Source organism: Shigella sp. FC1567 (assembly GCF_001743015.1).
Classification (GTDB): Bacteria; Pseudomonadota; Gammaproteobacteria; order Enterobacterales; family Enterobacteriaceae; genus Escherichia; species Escherichia coli.
The window spans coordinates 1-17,451 of the sequence record NZ_MIIV01000366.1 but is presented as its reverse complement, the minus strand read 5'-3'; the positions used below and the strand labels follow the sequence as shown (position 1 = coordinate 17,451).

The 17,451-nt window shown below is 52.3% G+C and carries 18 protein-coding genes and 1 pseudogene; 17 read left to right on the top strand and 2 right to left on the bottom strand.

The features are described from left to right. Positions 1-291: 291 nt before the first annotated feature. On the top strand, positions 292-1,470 hold the full coding sequence (locus BHE85_RS17960; protein ID WP_000127760.1) for an MFS transporter: 1,179 nt from the start codon (positions 292-294) through the stop codon (positions 1,468-1,470). Here the strand turns inward: BHE85_RS17960 and flk are convergent. Next, entirely contained in the window at positions 1,467-2,462 is a 996-nt protein-coding gene (gene flk / locus BHE85_RS17955) for a flagella biosynthesis regulator Flk (RefSeq protein ID WP_000615813.1), read from the bottom strand. The genes BHE85_RS17960 and flk overlap by 4 nt on opposite strands. A gap of 98 nt (positions 2,463-2,560) precedes the next feature. On the opposite strand from flk, the gene pdxB reads away from it, so the two are divergent. The 16 genes and pseudogenes from pdxB to BHE85_RS17875 all read left to right on the top strand — a co-directional run. Continuing rightward, positions 2,561-3,697, top strand: coding sequence for a 4-phosphoerythronate dehydrogenase PdxB (gene pdxB, locus BHE85_RS17950; RefSeq protein ID WP_000699115.1), 1,137 nt, complete (start codon positions 2,561-2,563; stop codon positions 3,695-3,697). A gap of 65 nt (positions 3,698-3,762) precedes the next feature. Then, on the top strand, positions 3,763-4,776 hold the full coding sequence (locus tag BHE85_RS17945; protein ID WP_001289165.1) for an aspartate-semialdehyde dehydrogenase: 1,014 nt from the start codon (positions 3,763-3,765) through the stop codon (positions 4,774-4,776). Then, complete coding sequence (gene truA / locus BHE85_RS17940) at positions 4,776-5,588, top strand: tRNA pseudouridine(38-40) synthase TruA (RefSeq protein ID WP_001283574.1); 813 nt, start codon at positions 4,776-4,778, stop codon at positions 5,586-5,588. Before BHE85_RS17945 ends, truA begins: the two co-directional genes overlap by 1 nt. 82 nt (positions 5,589-5,670) lie before the next feature. Next, a complete protein-coding gene (locus BHE85_RS17935; RefSeq protein ID WP_000364325.1) occupies positions 5,671-6,330 on the top strand; it encodes a DedA family protein in 660 nt (219 codons plus the stop codon). A gap of 155 nt (positions 6,331-6,485) precedes the next feature. Then, positions 6,486-7,400 carry an acetyl-CoA carboxylase, carboxyltransferase subunit beta gene (gene accD / locus BHE85_RS17930; RefSeq protein ID WP_000118410.1) on the top strand — a complete coding sequence of 305 codons (915 nt, stop codon included), beginning with the start codon at positions 6,486-6,488 and terminating at the stop codon, positions 7,398-7,400. Between the two features lie 69 nt (positions 7,401-7,469). Beyond that, positions 7,470-8,738: a bifunctional tetrahydrofolate synthase/dihydrofolate synthase gene (gene folC / locus BHE85_RS17925; protein ID WP_000584571.1), complete on the top strand. Its 1,269-nt coding sequence runs from the start codon at positions 7,470-7,472 to the stop codon at positions 8,736-8,738. Continuing rightward, complete coding sequence (gene dedD / locus BHE85_RS17920; protein WP_000146992.1) at positions 8,728-9,390, top strand: cell division protein DedD; 663 nt, start codon at positions 8,728-8,730, stop codon at positions 9,388-9,390. The genes folC and dedD overlap by 11 nt, the downstream gene beginning before the upstream one ends. 258 nt (positions 9,391-9,648) lie before the next feature. After that, entirely contained in the window at positions 9,649-10,137 is a 489-nt protein-coding gene (gene cvpA / locus BHE85_RS17915; RefSeq protein ID WP_000262113.1) for a colicin V production protein, read from the top strand. A gap of 36 nt (positions 10,138-10,173) precedes the next feature. Beyond that, positions 10,174-11,691: an amidophosphoribosyltransferase gene (gene purF / locus BHE85_RS17910; RefSeq protein ID WP_000334219.1), complete on the top strand. Its 1,518-nt coding sequence runs from the start codon at positions 10,174-10,176 to the stop codon at positions 11,689-11,691. Between the two features lie 94 nt (positions 11,692-11,785). Continuing rightward, a complete protein-coding gene (ubiX, locus tag BHE85_RS17905; RefSeq protein WP_039064202.1) occupies positions 11,786-12,355 on the top strand; it encodes a flavin prenyltransferase UbiX in 570 nt (189 codons plus the stop codon). Between the two features lie 265 nt (positions 12,356-12,620). Further along, entirely contained in the window at positions 12,621-13,403 is a 783-nt protein-coding gene (argT, locus tag BHE85_RS17900; RefSeq protein WP_000748261.1) for a lysine/arginine/ornithine ABC transporter substrate-binding protein ArgT, read from the top strand. A gap of 220 nt (positions 13,404-13,623) precedes the next feature. Continuing rightward, positions 13,624-14,406, top strand: coding sequence for a histidine ABC transporter substrate-binding protein HisJ (gene hisJ, locus BHE85_RS17895; protein WP_000737621.1), 783 nt, complete (start codon positions 13,624-13,626; stop codon positions 14,404-14,406). A gap of 89 nt (positions 14,407-14,495) precedes the next feature. Next, a complete protein-coding gene (gene hisQ, locus BHE85_RS17890) occupies positions 14,496-15,182 on the top strand; it encodes a histidine ABC transporter permease HisQ (protein ID WP_000965508.1) in 687 nt (228 codons plus the stop codon). Beyond that, on the top strand, positions 15,179-15,895 hold the full coding sequence (locus BHE85_RS17885) for an ABC transporter permease (protein WP_000569951.1): 717 nt from the start codon (positions 15,179-15,181) through the stop codon (positions 15,893-15,895). Before hisQ ends, BHE85_RS17885 begins: the two co-directional genes overlap by 4 nt. 7 nt (positions 15,896-15,902) lie before the next feature. After that, positions 15,903-16,676: a histidine ABC transporter ATP-binding protein HisP gene (hisP, locus tag BHE85_RS17880; RefSeq protein ID WP_001293606.1), complete on the top strand. Its 774-nt coding sequence runs from the start codon at positions 15,903-15,905 to the stop codon at positions 16,674-16,676. 196 nt (positions 16,677-16,872) lie between these two features. After that, positions 16,873-17,235: pseudogene (locus BHE85_RS17875) on the top strand (Rpn family recombination-promoting nuclease/putative transposase); the annotation flags it as partial. On the opposite strand, the gene BHE85_RS17870 reads toward BHE85_RS17875, so the two are convergent. Beyond that, positions 17,218-17,451 (bottom strand): IS1 family transposase (locus BHE85_RS17870; RefSeq protein WP_001393844.1); only part of this gene is annotated, 234 nt, incomplete at its 5' end. The pseudogene BHE85_RS17875 and the gene BHE85_RS17870 overlap by 18 nt on opposite strands.

Sequence of the window (17,451 nt, the reverse complement as noted above, 5' to 3'; positions counted from 1 at the left end):
GTCGGAGTAGTCGGAGTAGTCGGAGTAGTCGGAGTAGGTCGGATAAGACGCGCCAGCGTCGCATCCGACGTTACGCGCCAATGCGGCCTCCGGCACTAACGCAAAAGGGAACCTGATGGTTCCCTTTTTCACATCATTGACAATCGCCGCCAGTTCCAGGCAAACTTCCCGCTTTGTCGATTTCCTTCTGAAAAGACGTACGCGTTAAATCCTGCCAACGCACTGTAACCCTGAAACCAGAGAGATGAGACGGGGATACTCCTCGCCTTGCGCTGCATTCTGGAGTAATGCATGACTGCTGTAAGCCAAACCGAAACACGATCTTCTGCCAATTTTTCGCTCTTCCGCATCGCTTTTGCGGTTTTTCTCACCTACATGACCGTAGGGCTGCCGTTGCCGGTTATCCCGCTGTTTGTTCATCATGATCTGGGCTATGGCAATACCATGGTCGGGATTGCCGTCGGGATTCAGTTTCTGGCTACGGTGCTGACGCGTGGCTATGCCGGGCGACTGGCCGATCAATATGGTGCAAAACGTTCGGCGCTTCAGGGGATGTTAGCTTGTGGTCTGGCTGGCGGCGCGTTGCTGCTGGCGGCGATTTTGCCTGTCTCCGCACCGTTGAAATTTGCCCTGTTGGTCGTCGGGCGTTTGATTCTTGGCTTTGGTGAAAGCCAGTTACTGACAGGCGCTCTGACCTGGGGATTAGGCATCGTAGGGGCAAAACACTCTGGCAAAGTGATGTCATGGAACGGAATGGCGATTTACGGTGCCCTCGCTGTTGGTGCGCCGCTTGGCCTGTTGATTCATAGCCATTACGGTTTTGCCGCACTGGCGATCACCACAATGGTATTACCCTTACTGGCGTGGGCCTGTAACGGCACAGTGCGCAAAGTACCGGCCCTGGCGGGAGAACGTCCATCGCTGTGGAGCGTTGTCGGGCTTATCTGGAAACCAGGGTTAGGGCTGGCACTACAAGGCGTTGGTTTTGCGGTTATCGGGACTTTCGTTTCGCTCTACTTTGCCAGCAAAGGATGGGCGATGGCGGGCTTTACTCTTACCGCGTTTGGCGGCGCATTTGTCGTGATGCGCGTCATGTTTGGCTGGATGCCGGACCGTTTTGGCGGCGTGAAAGTGGCGATTGTCTCTCTGCTTGTAGAAACGGTGGGCTTGTTGCTGCTCTGGCAAGCCCCAGGTGCATGGGTCGCATTAGCGGGCGCGGCGTTAACCGGAGCCGGATGTTCGCTTATCTTTCCTGCGCTGGGCGTGGAGGTGGTTAAACGCGTCCCCTCACAAGTTCGCGGCACCGCACTGGGCGGTTACGCCGCGTTTCAGGATATCGCCCTCGGCGTCTCCGGGCCGCTGGCGGGAATGCTGGCGACCACGTTTGGTTACTCTTCGGTATTTCTTGCCGGGGCGATCTCTGCGGTGCTGGGTATTATTGTCACGATACTGTCATTTCGTCGGGGTTAACGAACCAGCCAGACCAGCATCAGGATAATCGCGACTAACAGTATCCACAGCGCGGGACGCGTTGCCATATTTTGCAACGTGTCCATCATCGGTGGAAAAGGATTAAGCAGCGGTTGCATATCACGCGGATCAATCCCTTTAACCCGCCGTTGATAAAGCTGATTAAGAATATCCTCGGCCTGGGCAGAAGAAAGCGATGATTGCGCAGAAAGGCCATATTTTTGCTGGATATATGCCGATAACGCCGCCAGTTCACTGGCATCTAAAGGTTGTTTTAGCGCCATCTGTAGTGATTCCAGCGTCGGCGTATTTTGCTGGCTTAGCGTCTGACGCGCCTGTAGCCAGGTCACCAGATGGTTAAACAGTTTCGCTGGAATTAACTCGCCATCTTTCACCCCGGAAAGTTCCAGCATCGATTGCCAGATCTGTTTGCTGGGTTCCCCCGTTGCCGCCGCAAGTTTGGTCACCAGCTGTTTTAGCGCATTGTGCTCCGCCGGTAATAAAGGACGGTCGGTCGCCTCGCGCTGCTGCGGTTGCGGAATAACCATCTTCCCTTCCTGCAACAGGGTGAGAATGGTTTTTAATTGCTCCGGTGAGAGCTGATTCAGCGGCGTCTGACCAAAGTTATGACGGATATAATCCGTGACCGCCTGACGATTATTCCCCAGACGTAAATACTCCCCTAATTGCGCTAAAAGCTGGCGGGCAGAATGGCTTTTTTGCGCGGCCAGCAGACGTTGCGCCAGATTATGCTCAGCGGCAGGGAAGTGACGCGAAAGCAGCGGTGAATCTCCCGACAGACCAATATCGTGCCTGATACCCGCCCACAGTTCTGCTCTTTGCTGTTGCGTCAGTGAGGTCACTTTCGTCATTAAGCTTTCCAGCGAAGTACGTTGCTGACTGGATAAAGGCTGATTGCCCGCGCCAGACGGCAGGTTATCTCCCTGACCTGGTGGTTGCCCAGGAGGAGGGCCGGAAATAGGTTGTATCATTACGTATCCTTATACCTGAAATCTTCGCAAGTATGCCTGGCCGCGAGATTATGGCACACTTGTCCGGTTAACTCTCGTCTCATACAGGTAACACAAACGTGAAAATCCTTGTTGATGAAAATATGCCTTATGCCCGCGACTTATTTAGCCGTTTGGGTGAGGTGACCGCGGTTCCCGGGCGTCCAATCGCCGTCGCTCAACTGGCAGACGCGGATGCGCTGATGGTGCGTTCGGTCACGAAAGTGAATGAATCTTTGCTGGCAGGAAAACCCATTAAATTTGTTGGCACTGCCACTGCGGGGACCGACCATGTCGATGAAGCATGGTTGAAGCAGGCGGGAATTGGTTTTTCCGCTGCACCTGGCTGTAATGCGATTGCGGTGGTGGAATATGTTTTCTCCTCACTACTGATGCTTGCCGAACGCGATGGATTTTCACTGCACGACCGTACGGTGGGGATCGTGGGCGTTGGTAACGTTGGACGTCGATTGCAGGCGCGACTGGAAGCGTTAGGGATTAAAACATTGCTTTGCGATCCGCCTCGCGCTGACCGTGGGGATGAGGGTGATTTCCGCTCGCTGGATGAATTAGTTCAGCATGCGGATATTCTGACTTTCCATACGCCACTCTTCAAAGATGGGCCGTACAAAACGCTGCATCTGGCGGATGAAAAACTGATCCGTAGCCTGAAGCCGGGAGCGATTCTGATTAACGCCTGCCGTGGCGCAGTCGTCGATAATACTGCGTTGCTGACCTGCCTGAATGAAGGCCAGAAGTTAAGCGTAGTGCTGGATGTCTGGGAAGGCGAACCGGAACTTAACGTGGAGTTGCTGACAAAAGTGGATATCGGCACGCCGCATATCGCAGGTTATACCCTGGAAGGTAAAGCACGCGGTACTACGCAAGTGTTTGAAGCTTATAGCAAGTTTATTGGGCATGAACAGCACGTTGCGCTGGATACATTACTGCCCGCGCCAGAGTTTGGTCGCATTACGCTGCATGGCCCGCTCGATCAACCGACGCTGAAAAGGCTGGTGCATTTGGTGTATGATGTGCGCCGCGATGACGCACCGCTGCGTAAAGTCGCCGGGATACCGGGTGAGTTCGATAAACTGCGCAAAAACTATCTTGAGCGCCGTGAATGGTCATCTCTGTATGTAATTTGTGATGACGCCAGTGCGGCATCATTGCTGTGTAAACTGGGTTTTAACGCCGTTCATCATCCGGCACGTTAATCTCTTCTTCATGCTCTCTGCTGTAACATTGGCAGGGAGCTTTGCTATTTCTGGAGTAAACCACCATGTCTGAAGGCTGGAACATTGCCGTCCTGGGCGCAACTGGCGCTGTGGGCGAAGCCCTGCTTGAAACGCTGGCTGAACGTCAGTTCCCGGTTGGGGAAATTTATGCACTGGCACGTAACGAAAGCGCAGGCGAACAACTGCGCTTTGGTGGTAAAACAATCACCGTGCAGGATGCCGCTGAATTCGACTGGACGCAGGCGCAGCTGGCATTTTTTGTCGCAGGCAAAGAAGCTACCGCTGCCTGGGTTGAAGAAGCGACCAACTCAGGTTGCCTGGTGATCGACAGCAGCGGACTGTTTGCTCTCGAACCCGACGTACCGCTGGTGGTGCCGGAAGTAAACCCGTTTGTACTGACCGATTACCGCAACCGGAATGTCATCGCCGTACCAGACAGTCTGACCAGCCAGCTGCTGGCGGCACTGAAACCGTTAATCGATCAGGGCGGTTTGTCGCGTATCAGTGTTACCAGCCTGATTTCAGCCTCCGCCCAGGGCAAAAAAGCGGTCGATGCGTTAGCGGGGCAGAGTGCGAAATTGCTCAACGGCATTCCGATTGACGAAGAAGATTTCTTCGGTCGTCAACTGGCGTTCAATATGCTGCCGTTGTTGCCGGATAGCGAAGGTAGCGTGCGTGAAGAACGTCGTATCGTTGACGAAGTACGCAAAATCCTGCAGGACGAAGGGCTGATGATTTCGGCAAGCGTCGTCCAGGCACCGGTATTCTACGGTCATGCCCAGATGGTCAACTTTGAAGCACTGCGTCCGCTGGCGGCAGAAGAAGCGCGTGATGCGTTTGCTCAGGGCGAAGATATTGTGCTCTCTGAAGAGAACGAATTCCCGACTCAGGTAGGGGATGCTTCGGGTACTCCGCATCTTTCTGTTGGCTGCGTGCGTAATGACTACGGTATGCCGGAGCAAGTCCAGTTCTGGTCGGTGGCCGATAACGTTCGCTTTGGCGGCGCGCTGATGGCAGTAAAAATCGCCGAGAAACTGGTGCAGGAGTATCTGTACTAATGTCCGACCAGCAACAACTGCCAGTTTATAAAATTGCGCTGGGCATTGAGTACGACGGCAGTAAGTATTACGGCTGGCAACGGCAGAATGAAGTCCGCAGTGTGCAGGAGAAGCTGGAAAAGGCGCTCTCCCAGGTGGCGAACGAACCCATCACCGTCTTCTGCGCCGGGCGTACTGACGCAGGGGTACACGGTACCGGGCAGGTGGTGCATTTCGAAACAACCGCGCCGCGCAAAGACGCGGCGTGGACCTTGGGCGTAAATGCGAATTTACCTGATGACATCGCCGTGCGTTGGGTTAAAGCTGTACCTGATGATTTTCATGCCCGATTTAGCGCCACGGCTCGCCGTTATCGCTACATCATCTACAATCATCGGCTGCGCCCGGCGGTACTGAGTAAAGGGGTAACCCATTTTTACGAACCGCTGGACGCTGAACGGATGCATCGGGCTGCGCAATGCTTGCTGGGCGAGAATGATTTCACCTCGTTCCGTGCGGTGCAGTGCCAGTCCCGAACCCCGTGGCGCAACGTTATGCATATTAATGTCACGCGTCACGGTCCTTATGTGGTGGTAGATATCAAAGCGAATGCCTTTGTACATCATATGGTCAGGAATATTGTCGGCAGCCTGATGGAAGTCGGTGCCCACAACCAGCCGGAGAGCTGGATAGCAGAGTTGCTGGCGGCAAAGGACAGAACGCTGGCGGCAGCAACGGCAAAAGCGGAAGGGCTGTATCTGGTCGCGGTGGATTACCCTGACCGGTATGATCTTCCAAAACCGCCAATGGGCCCGCTATTTCTGGCGGACTAACGAGAATAATGCTCGGAACATTTCAGGCTGTAGCCAACGTAGTTACAGCCTGAAAGATGACGAGTACAAGGCATAGGCAAATATGGACCTGATTTATTTCCTCATCGATTTTATCCTGCACATTGACGTGCATCTGGCAGAGCTGGTCGCGGAGTACGGCGTCTGGGTTTATGCCATTCTGTTTTTGATTCTGTTCTGCGAAACGGGGCTGGTGGTAACGCCATTCCTGCCTGGTGATTCGCTGCTGTTTGTTGCTGGTGCATTGGCGTCGCTGGAAACTAACGATCTCAATGTCCATATGATGGTGGTGCTTATGTTGATTGCCGCTATTGTCGGTGATGCAGTGAACTATACCATTGGACGGTTATTTGGTGACAAACTGTTCAGTAACCCGGATTCGAAAATCTTTCGTTGCAGTTATCTTGATAAGACTCATCAGTTTTACGAGAGACATGGCGGCAAAACGATTATTCTCGCCCGTTTTGTACCGATCGTCAGAACGTTCGCGCCGTTTGTTGCGGGAATGGGCCACATGTCGTACCGTCATTTCGCCGCTTATAACGTGATCGGCGCACTGTTGTGGGTACTGATTTTTACCTACGCGGGTTATTTCTTCGGCATGCTCCCCTTCATTCAGAGCAACCTTAAGCTGATGATTGTTGGCATTATTTTTGTTTCAATATTGCCTGGGGTTTTCGAATTTATTCGTCACAAACGCGCTGCGGCACGCGCCGCAAAATAAAAAGTAACTCCGCGGTTCGACCACTTTTTTATCCAAAGTTTCGGGCTGTTATGTTTTAATGTGCAACATTCATGGTCTGTTGGGGGCAAAAATGGCATTATGCGTCCCCAAAGATAAAACTGGCATCGAACCAGGTTCAGACAGAAAGGTCCCTAATGAGCTGGATTGAACGAATTAAAAGCAACATTACTCCCACCCGCAAGGCGAGCATTCCTGAAGGGGTGTGGACTAAGTGTGATAGCTGCGGTCAGGTTTTATACCGCGCTGAGCTGGAACGTAATCTTGAGGTCTGTCCGAAGTGTGACCATCACATGCGTATGACAGCGCGTAATCGCCTGCATAGCCTGTTAGATGAAGGAAGCCTTGTGGAGATGGGTAGCGAGCTTGAGCCGAAAGATGTGCTGAAGTTTCGTGACTCCAAGAAGTATAAAGACCGTCTGGCTTCTGCGCAGAAAGAAACCGGCGAAAAAGATGCGCTGGTGGTGATGAAAGGCACTCTGTATGGAATGCCGGTTGTCGCTGCGGCATTCGAGTTCGCCTTTATGGGCGGTTCAATGGGGTCTGTTGTGGGTGCACGTTTCGTGCGTGCCGTTGAGCAGGCGCTGGAAGATAACTGCCCGCTGATCTGCTTCTCCGCCTCTGGTGGCGCACGTATGCAGGAAGCACTGATGTCGCTGATGCAGATGGCGAAAACCTCTGCGGCACTGGCAAAAATGCAGGAGCGCGGCTTGCCGTACATCTCCGTGCTGACCGACCCGACGATGGGCGGTGTTTCTGCAAGTTTCGCCATGCTGGGCGATCTCAACATCGCTGAACCGAAAGCGTTAATTGGCTTTGCCGGTCCGCGTGTTATCGAACAGACCGTTCGCGAAAAACTGCCGCTAGGATTCCAGCGCAGTGAATTCCTGATCGAGAAAGGCGCGATCGACATGATCGTCCGTCGTCCGGAAATGCGCCTGAAACTGGCGAGCATTCTGGCGAAGTTGATGAATCTGCCAGCGCCGAATCCTGAAGCGCCGCGTGAAGGCGTAGTGGTACCCCCGGTACCGGATCAGGAACCTGAGGCCTGATAACTGATAAGGGCAGGGCCACTGGCTCTGCCCTTTTGCTATTCTCACCGTAACGAATCAGCGGATACCATGATTATCAAACGCACTCCTCAAGCCGCGTCGCCTCTGGCTTCGTGGCTTTCTTATCTGGAAAACCTGCACAGTAAAACTATCGATCTCGGCCTTGAGCGCGTGAGCCAGGTCGCGGCTCGTCTTGGCGTTCTGAAACCAGCGCCATTTGTGTTTACCGTTGCGGGTACGAATGGCAAAGGCACCACCTGCCGTACGCTGGAGTCGATTCTGATGGCGGCAGGGTACAAAGTGGGCGTCTACAGTTCGCCGCATCTGGTGCGTTATACCGAGCGCGTACGTGTGCAGGGTCAGGAATTGCCGGAATCGGCCCACACCGCCTCTTTTGCGGAGATTGAATCGGCACGCGGTGATATTTCCCTGACCTATTTCGAGTACGGTACGCTGTCGGCGTTGTGGCTGTTCAAACAGGCACAACTTGACGTGGTGATTCTGGAAGTAGGGCTGGGCGGTCGTCTGGACGCAACCAATATTGTCGATGCCGATGTCGCGGTAGTAACCAGTATTGCGCTGGATCATACCGACTGGCTGGGGCCAGATCGCGAAAGTATTGGTCGCGAGAAAGCAGGCATCTTTCGCAGCGCAAAACCGGCAATTGTCGGTGAGCCGGAAATGCCTTCTACCATTGCTGATGTGGCGCAGGAAAAAGGTGCACTGTTACAACGTCGGGGCGTTGAGTGGAACTATTCCGTCACCGATCATGACTGGGCGTTTAGCGATGCTCACGGCACGCTGGAAAATCTGCCGTTGCCGCTTGTCCCGCAACCGAATGCCGCAACAGCGCTGGCGGCACTGCGTGCCAGCGGGCTGGAAGTCAGTGAAAATGCCATTCGCGACGGGATTGCCAGCGCAATTTTGCCGGGACGTTTCCAGATTGTGAGCGAGTCGCCACGCGTTATTTTTGATGTCGCGCATAATCCACATGCGGCGGAATATCTCACCGGGCGTATGAAAGCGCTACCGAAAAACGGGCGCGTGCTGGCGGTTATCGGTATGCTACATGATAAAGATATTGCCGGAACTCTGGCCTGGTTGAAAAGCGTGGTTGATGACTGGTATTGTGCGCCACTGGAAGGGCCGCGCGGTGCCACGGCAGAACAACTGCTTGAGCATTTGGGTAACGGCAAATCATTTGATAGCGTTGCGCAGGCATGGGATGCCGCAATGGCGGACGCTAAAGCGGAAGACACCGTGCTGGTGTGTGGTTCTTTCCACACGGTCGCACATGTCATGGAAGTGATTGACGCGAGGAGAAGCGGTGGCAAGTAAGTTTCAGAATCGGTTAGTGGGCACGATCGTGCTGGTGGCGCTGGGGGTGATTGTACTTCCAGGGCTGCTGGACGGGCAGAAAAAACATTATCAGGATGAGTTTGCGGCTATCCCGCTGGTTCCAAAAGCGGGCGATCGCGATGAGCCTGATATGATGCCAGCCGCCACCCAGGCGTTGCCGACGCAGCCGCCGGAAGGCGCAGCGGAAGAGGTGCGGGCAGGTGATGCCGCAGCACCGTCGCTCGATCCGGCCACTATTGCAGCCAATAACACCGAGTTTGAACCGGAACCTGCACCGGTCGCCCCACCGAAGCCGAAACCGGTGGAGCCGCCTAAACCGAAGGTTGAAGCACCACCTGCGCCGAAGCCAGAACCGAAGCCGGTCGTGGAAGAAAAAGCAGCGCCAACGGGTAAAGCCTATGTTGTGCAACTGGGTGCGCTGAAAAATGCCGATAAAGTGAATGAGATTGTCGGTAAGCTGCGCGGTGCCGGTTATCGGGTTTATACGTCGCCATCCACGCCAGTGCAGGGTAAAATTACCCGTATTCTGGTTGGGCCGGATGCCTCGAAAGATAAGCTGAAAGGTTCGCTGGGTGAGTTGAAGCAACTTTCTGGCTTAAGTGGCGTGGTAATGGGCTATACGCCGAATTAATACAGTCTTGCCTGATGCGACGCTGGCGCGTCTTATCAGGCTTGGGCAGTGTTAGAACCGTAGGTCGGATAAGGCGTTTACGCCGCATCCGACACGCATTGCACGATGCCGCAAAGGCATAAAAAGTCGATGGCGTTGAATATTTTTTCAGCGCCATTTTTATTGATGCGTGGGAAGGAAATCCCTACGCAAACGTTTTCTTTTTCTGTTAGAATGCGCCCCGAACAGGATGACAGGGCGTAAAATCGTGGGACACATATGGTCTGGATTGATTACGCCATAATCGCGGTGATTGCTTTTTCCTCTCTGGTTAGCCTGATCCGCGGCTTTGTTCGTGAAGCGTTATCGCTGGTGACATGGGGTTGTGCTTTCTTTGTTGCCAGTCATTACTACACTTACCTGTCAGTCTGGTTTACGGGCTTTGAAGACGAACTGGTTCGAAATGGAATTGCCATCGCGGTACTGTTTATCGCTACCCTGATCGTTGGTGCTATCGTGAACTTCGTGATAGGCCAGTTGGTGGAGAAAACGGGGTTGTCAGGCACCGATCGGGTGCTGGGCGTCTGTTTCGGTGCGTTGCGCGGTGTGTTGATTGTTGCCGCCATTCTCTTCTTTCTCGACTCCTTTACCGGGGTGTCGAAAAGCGAAGACTGGAGCAAATCACAGCTGATCCCGCAGTTCAGTTTTATCATCAGATGGTTTTTTGATTATCTGCAAAGCTCGTCAAGTTTCTTGCCCAGAGCGTAAGTGCTCTGAGATGTGGCTTAACGAGGAAAAAGACGTATGTGCGGTATTGTCGGTATCGCCGGTGTTATGCCGGTTAACCAGTCGATTTATGATGCCTTAACGGTGCTTCAGCATCGCGGTCAGGATGCCGCCGGCATCATCACCATAGATGCCAATAACTGCTTCCGTTTGCGTAAAGCGAACGGGCTGGTGAGCGATGTATTTGAAGCTCGCCATATGCAGCGTTTGCAGGGCAATATGGGCATTGGTCATGTGCGTTACCCTACGGCTGGCAGCTCCAGCGCCTCTGAAGCGCAGCCGTTTTACGTTAACTCCCCGTATGGCATTACGCTTGCCCACAACGGCAATCTGACCAACGCTCACGAGTTGCGTAAAAAACTGTTTGAAGAAAAACGCCGCCACATCAACACCACTTCCGACTCGGAAATTCTGCTTAATATCTTCGCTAGCGAGCTGGACAACTTCCGCCACTACCCGCTGGAAGCCGACAATATTTTCGCTGCCATTGCTGCCACAAACCGCTTAATCCGCGGCGCATATGCCTGTGTGGCGATGATTATCGGCCACGGTATGGTTGCTTTCCGCGATCCAAACGGGATTCGTCCGCTGGTACTGGGAAAACGTGATATTGACGAGAACCGTACAGAATATATGGTCGCTTCCGAAAGCGTAGCGCTCGATACGCTGGGCTTTGATTTCCTGCGTGACGTCGCGCCGGGCGAAGCGATTTACATCACTGAAGAAGGGCAGTTGTTTACCCGTCAATGTGCTGACAATCCGGTCAGCAATCCGTGCCTGTTTGAGTATGTATACTTTGCCCGCCCGGACTCGTTTATCGACAAAATTTCCGTTTACAGCGCGCGTGTGAATATGGGCACGAAACTGGGTGAGAAAATTGCCCGCGAATGGGAAGATCTGGATATCGACGTGGTGATCCCGATCCCGGAAACCTCGTGTGATATCGCGCTGGAAATTGCTCGTATTCTGGGCAAGCCGTACCGCCAGGGCTTCGTTAAAAACCGCTATGTTGGCCGCACCTTCATCATGCCGGGCCAGCAGCTGCGTCGTAAGTCCGTGCGCCGTAAACTGAACGCCAACCGCGCCGAGTTCCGCGATAAAAACGTCCTGCTGGTCGACGACTCCATCGTCCGTGGCACCACTTCTGAGCAGATTATCGAGATGGCACGCGAAGCCGGAGCGAAGAAAGTGTACCTCGCTTCTGCGGCCCCGGAAATTCGCTTCCCGAACGTTTATGGTATTGATATGCCGAGCGCCACGGAACTGATCGCTCACGGTCGCGAAGTTGATGAAATTCGCCAGATCATCGGTGCTGACGGGTTGATTTTCCAGGATCTGAACGATCTGATCGACGCCGTTCGCGCTGAAAATCCGGATATCCAGCAGTTTGAATGCTCGGTGTTCAACGGCGTCTACGTCACCAAAGATGTTGATCAGGACTACCTCGATTTCCTCGATACGTTACGTAATGATGACGCCAAAGCAGTGCAACGTCAGAACGAAGTGGAAAATCTCGAAATGCATAACGAAGGATGATGCCTTCGCTGAGGGTGCCGGTCTGGCACCCTGACTTGCAACTCCCGCCGAAATACTGCAAAGTCTGCCTGCAAGTCTGACAGGGCAACTATTTATGAAACGACTCATTGTAGGCATCAGCGGTGCCAGCGGCGCGATTTATGGCGTGCGCTTATTACAGGTTCTGCGCGATGTCACAGATATCGAAACGCATCTGGTGATGAGCCAGGCGGCGCGCCAGACCTTATCCCTCGAAACGGATTTTTCCCTGCGCGAAGTGCAGGCATTAGCTGATGTCACGCACGATGCGCGCGATATTTCCGCCAGCATCTCTTCCGGTTCTTTCCAGACGCTGGGGATGGTGATTTTACCCTGTTCAATCAAAACCCTTTCCGGCATTGTCCATAGCTATACTGATGGCTTACTGACCCGTGCGGCAGATGTGGTGCTGAAAGAGCGTCGCCCGTTGGTGCTCTGCGTGCGTGAAACACCATTGCACTTAGGCCATCTGCGTTTAATGACTCAGGCGGCAGAAATCGGTGCGGTGATTATGCCTCCTGTTCCGGCGTTTTATCATCGCCCGCAATCCCTTGATGATGTGATAAATCAGACGGTTAATCGTGTTCTTGACCAGTTTGCAATAACCCTTCCTGAAGATCTCTTTGCCCGCTGGAAGGGCGCATAACTCCGCTGTTGCCCTGTTTCAGGGCAATTTTGCAACCGCGATCAAATCCTCGACATTTTGTTTCTGCCATTCAATCGAAACGCTGCGATTCAACCGCTATACCTGCTATCTTCAACTTCAGGACAATAATGCAACGTCTTATTAACATATTTAACGTTGAATGTTACTGTTGTCGTCAAGATGGCATAAGACCTGCTTGAAAGAGCCTGCAAACACACAACACAATACACAACATAAAAAAGCCATTTTCACTTGAGGGTTATGTATGAAGAAGTCGATTCTCGCTCTGTCTTTGTTAGTCGGTCTCTCCGCAGCGGCTTCCAGCTATGCGGCGCTACCGGAGACGGTACGTATCGGAACCGATACCACCTATGCGCCGTTCTCGTCGAAAGATGCTAAAGGTGATTTTGTTGGCTTTGATATCGATCTCGGTAACGAGATGTGCAAACGGATGCAGGTGAAATGTACCTGGGTTGCCAGTGACTTTGACGCGCTGATCCCCTCACTGAAAGCGAAAAAAATCGACGCCATTATTTCGTCGCTTTCCATTACCGATAAACGTCAGCAGGAGATTGCCTTCTCCGACAAGCTGTACGCCGCAGATTCTCGTTTGATTGCTGCCAAAGGTTCACCGATTCAGCCAACGCTGGATTCACTGAAAGGTAAACATGTTGGTGTGCTGCAGGGATCAACCCAGGAAGCTTACGCTAACGAGACCTGGCGTAGCAAAGGCGTGGATGTGGTGGCCTATGCCAACCAGGATTTGGTCTATTCCGATCTGGCTGCAGGACGTCTGGATGCTGCGTTACAAGATGAAGTTGCTGCCAGCGAAGGATTCCTCAAGCAACCTGCTGGTAAAGATTTCGCCTTTGCTGGCTCATCAGTAAAAGACAAAAAATACTTCGGTGATGGCACCGGTGTAGGGCTACGTAAAGATGATGCTGAACTGACGGCTGCCTTCAATAAGGCGCTTGGCGAGCTGCGTCAGGACGGCACCTACGACAAGATGGCGAAAAAGTATTTCGACTTTAATGTCTACGGTGACTGATACGTCGCTGGGAAGCTGTACCTGATGGAATGATCATCATGGTGCACGCTAGGTTTGTTGCACTATCGTGGTGCATTGAAATGCATACTTAAGCATTTTTAATGAAAAATAATACATCTAACGGGGCGGGATATTTTGCCTTGATGGTCAATTTTATGGCACGATAAGTGTAACAAACCTGTAAATATTCCCTATAAAAAGACTGTCAGTTGAGGACATTATGAAAAAACTGGTGCTATCGCTCTCTCTGGTTCTGGCCTTCTCCAGCGCAACTGCGGCATTTGCTGCGATTCCGCAAAACATCCGCATCGGTACCGACCCGACCTATGCGCCATTTGAATCAAAAAATTCACAAGGCGAACTGGTTGGCTTCGATATCGATCTGGCAAAGGAATTATGCAAACGCATCAATACGCAATGTACGTTTGTCGAAAATCCGCTGGATGCGTTAATCCCGTCCTTAAAAGCGAAGAAGATTGACGCCATCATGTCATCGCTTTCCATTACGGAAAAACGTCAGCAAGAAATAGCCTTCACCGACAAACTGTACGCTGCCGATTCTCGTTTGGTGGTGGCGAAAAATTCTGACATTCAGCCGACAGTCGAGTCGCTGAAAGGCAAACGGGTAGGCGTATTGCAGGGCACCACCCAGGAGACGTTCGGTAATGAACATTGGGCACCAAAAGGCATTGAAATCGTCTCGTATCAGGGGCAGGACAACATTTATTCTGACCTGACTGCCGGACGTATTGATGCCGCGTTCCAGGATGAGGTCGCTGCCAGCGAAGGTTTCCTCAAACAACCTGTCGGTAAAGATTACAAATTCGGTGGCCCGTCTGTTAAAGATGAAAAACTGTTTGGCGTAGGGACCGGCATGGGCCTGCGTAAAGAAGATAACGAACTGCGCGAAGCACTGAACAAAGCCTTTGCCGAAATGCGCGCTGACGGTACTTACGAGAAATTAGCGAAAAAGTACTTCGATTTTGATGTTTATGGTGGCTAATCGCCATCGGTGAAAGAAAGCCCGCTCCCTTCGGGTAACCGGAGGGAGACAAGAGGCGGTAATTCACCACACACGACAGGACAGGCAGCATGTTATATGGGTTTTCAGGTGTTATTTTACAGGGTGCGCTCGTCACGCTGGAGCTGGCTATCAGCTCTGTAGTGCTCGCTGTAATCATCGGTTTAATTGGCGCTGGCGGTAAGCTCTCGCAAAATCGGCTTTCGGGGCTGATTTTCGAAGGGTACACCACGCTGATTCGTGGCGTGCCGGACTTAGTGTTGATGCTGCTGATTTTCTTCGGTTTGCAGATTGCGCTAAACACGGTGACGGAGGCGATGGGCGTCGGGCAGATTGATATCGATCCGATGGTCGCTGGTATTATCACTCTCGGTTTTATCTACGGTGCTTATTTTACCGAAACGTTCCGTGGTGCTTTTATGGCAGTGCCGAAAGGACATATAGAGGCGGCGACGGCGTTCGGTTTTACTCGTGGGCAAGTGTTTCGGCGGATCATGTTTCCGGCGATGATGCGTTACGCCCTGCCAGGCATTGGCAACAACTGGCAGGTGATCCTCAAATCTACCGCACTGGTTTCGTTACTCGGCCTGGAAGATGTGGTCAAAGCCACCCAACTGGCAGGCAAAAGTACCTGGGAACCGTTCTATTTCGCCATCGTCTGTGGCGTGATTTACCTGGTTTTCACCACTGTTTCCAATGGTGTGCTGCTGTTCCTTGAGCGCCGCTACTCCGTGGGTGTGAAGAGGGCTGACCTGTGATCGAAATCTTACATGAATACTGGAAACCGCTGCTGTGGACCGACGGTTATCGCTTTACTGGTGTGGCGATCACTCTGTGGCTGCTTATTTTGTCGGTAGTGATAGGCGGAGTCCTGGCGCTGTTTCTGGCGATTGGTCGTGTCTCCAGTAATAAATACATCCAGTTTCCAATCTGGTTATTTACCTATATTTTTCGCGGTACGCCGCTGTATGTTCAGTTGCTGGTGTTCTATTCCGGCATATACACGCTTGAGATTGTTAAGGGAACCGAATTCCTTAACGCTTTCTTCCGCAGTGGCCTGAACTGTACCGTGCTGGCGCTGACGCTTAACACCTGCGCTTACACTACCGAGATTTTTGCTGGGGCAATCCGTTCGGTTCTGCATGGGGAAATTGAAGCCGCCAGAGCCTATGGCTTCTCGACTTTTAAAATGTATCGTTGCATTATTTTGCCTTCTGCGCTGCGTATTGCGTTACCGGCATACAGCAACGAAGTGATCCTGATGCTGCACTCTACTGCGCTGGCGTTTACGGCCACTGTGCCGGATCTGCTGAAAATAGCCCGCGATATTAACGCCGCCACGTATCAACCTTTTACCGCCTTCGGCATTGCCGCGGTGCTCTATTTAATCATCTCTTATGTCCTGATCAGCCTCTTTCGCAGAGCGGAAAAACGCTGGTTGCAGCATGTGAAACCTTCTTCAACGCACTGAGAATACGATGTCCGAGAATAAATTAAACGTTATCGATTTGCACAAACGCTACGGCGAACATGAAGTGCTGAAAGGGGTCTCACTGCAAGCGAATGCCGGAGATGTAATAAGCATCATCGGATCGTCGGGATCGGGGAAAAGTACCTTTCTGCGCTGCATTAACTTCCTCGAAAAACCGAGTGAAGGGTCGATCGTGGTCAATGGCCAGACGATCAATCTGGTGCGCGACAAAGACGGTCAACTCAAAGTCGCCGATAAAAATCAACTGCGCTTACTGCGCACACGCCTGACGATGGTATTCCAGCACTTCAATCTCTGGAGCCATATGACGGTGCTGGAAAACGTCATGGAAGCGCCGATTCAGGTGTTGGGCCTGAGCAAGCAGGAAGCGCACGAGCGGGCGGTCAAGTATCTGGCAAAAGTCGGGATAGACGAACGTGCGCAGGGGAAATATCCGGTGCATCTTTCCGGCGGTCAGCAACAGCGTGTTTCTATCGCGCGGGCGCTGGCGATGGAACCGGAAGTTTTACTGTTTGATGAACCTACCTCGGCGCTCGATCCTGAACTGGTAGGCGAAGTGTTGCGTATTATGCAGCAACTGGCAGAAGAGGGGAAAACCATGGTGGTAGTGACTCACGAAATGGGCTTTGCTCGCCATGTTTCTACTCATGTCATTTTCCTCCATCAGGGGAAAATAGAAGAAGAGGGCGCGCCGGAGCAGTTATTTGGCAACCCGCAAAGCCCTCGTCTGCAACAGTTCCTTAAGGGATCGCTGAAATAATTTCCTCTCCGGTGGCTAACGCTGCCGGAGTATTTTCATGGGGAATTTGCGAGTCAGCTTCCGCTGAAATGTAAAAGTTGCAGTCCGCTAAAAATACTTCTGAATTCGCTGTCCAAAGATAAAAACTGCCTGCTGCATTGGGTGTTAATCGTGGTTATTGTCGCGTCATCTTAAATTTGAGGGGTGACGGAACGCCATGACAATATCGACAACTTCCACGCCGCATGATGCGGTATTTAAATCTTTTTTACGCCATCCAGACACCGCGCGGGATTTTATTGATATTCATCTTCCCGCGCCGCTGCGCAAACTGTGTGATTTAACGACGCTTAAACTGGAACCAAACAGTTTTATTGATGAAGACCTGCGGCAATATTATTCCGACCTCTTGTGGTCTGTGAAAACGCAGGAGGGAGTGGGTTATATTTATGTAGTGATAGAGCACCAAAGTAAGCCGGAAGAATTAATGGCTTTTCGCATGATGCGTTATTCCATTGCGGCAATGCAAAACCATCTTGATGCGGGCGGTAATGACTCCAACTTACTGATAGTGTTTTATGTTCAGATAATGCCCGATGACCTTGTCATGCAGCTCCACCGATTTTGAGAACGACAGTGACTTCCGTCCCAGCCTTGCCAGATGTTGTCTCAGATTCAGATTATGTCGCTCAATGCGCTGAGTGTAACGCTTGCTGATAACGTGCAGCTTTCCCTTCAGGCGTGATTCATACAGCGGCCAGCCATCCGTCATCCATACCACGACCTCAAAGGCCGA

Excerpts from the sequence above, each read along its gene's own strand:
- BHE85_RS17960 (WP_000127760.1), top strand. The coding sequence starts at position 292 with ATGACTGCTGTAAGCCAAACCGAAACACGATCTTCTGCCAATTTTTCG.
- flk (WP_000615813.1), bottom strand. The coding sequence starts at position 2,462 with ATGATACAACCTATTTCCGGCCCTCCTCCTGGGCAACCACCAGGTCAG.
- BHE85_RS17945 (WP_001289165.1), top strand. The coding sequence starts at position 3,763 with ATGTCTGAAGGCTGGAACATTGCCGTCCTGGGCGCAACTGGCGCTGTG.
- truA (WP_001283574.1), top strand. The coding sequence starts at position 4,776 with ATGTCCGACCAGCAACAACTGCCAGTTTATAAAATTGCGCTGGGCATT.
- BHE85_RS17935 (WP_000364325.1), top strand. The coding sequence starts at position 5,671 with ATGGACCTGATTTATTTCCTCATCGATTTTATCCTGCACATTGACGTG.
- accD (WP_000118410.1), top strand. The coding sequence starts at position 6,486 with ATGAGCTGGATTGAACGAATTAAAAGCAACATTACTCCCACCCGCAAG.
- folC (WP_000584571.1), top strand. The coding sequence starts at position 7,470 with ATGATTATCAAACGCACTCCTCAAGCCGCGTCGCCTCTGGCTTCGTGG.
- cvpA (WP_000262113.1), top strand. The coding sequence starts at position 9,649 with ATGGTCTGGATTGATTACGCCATAATCGCGGTGATTGCTTTTTCCTCT.
- purF (WP_000334219.1), top strand. The coding sequence starts at position 10,174 with ATGTGCGGTATTGTCGGTATCGCCGGTGTTATGCCGGTTAACCAGTCG.
- ubiX (WP_039064202.1), top strand. The coding sequence starts at position 11,786 with ATGAAACGACTCATTGTAGGCATCAGCGGTGCCAGCGGCGCGATTTAT.
- argT (WP_000748261.1), top strand. The coding sequence starts at position 12,621 with ATGAAGAAGTCGATTCTCGCTCTGTCTTTGTTAGTCGGTCTCTCCGCA.
- hisJ (WP_000737621.1), top strand. The coding sequence starts at position 13,624 with ATGAAAAAACTGGTGCTATCGCTCTCTCTGGTTCTGGCCTTCTCCAGC.
- hisQ (WP_000965508.1), top strand. The coding sequence starts at position 14,496 with ATGTTATATGGGTTTTCAGGTGTTATTTTACAGGGTGCGCTCGTCACG.
- hisP (WP_001293606.1), top strand. The coding sequence starts at position 15,903 with ATGTCCGAGAATAAATTAAACGTTATCGATTTGCACAAACGCTACGGC.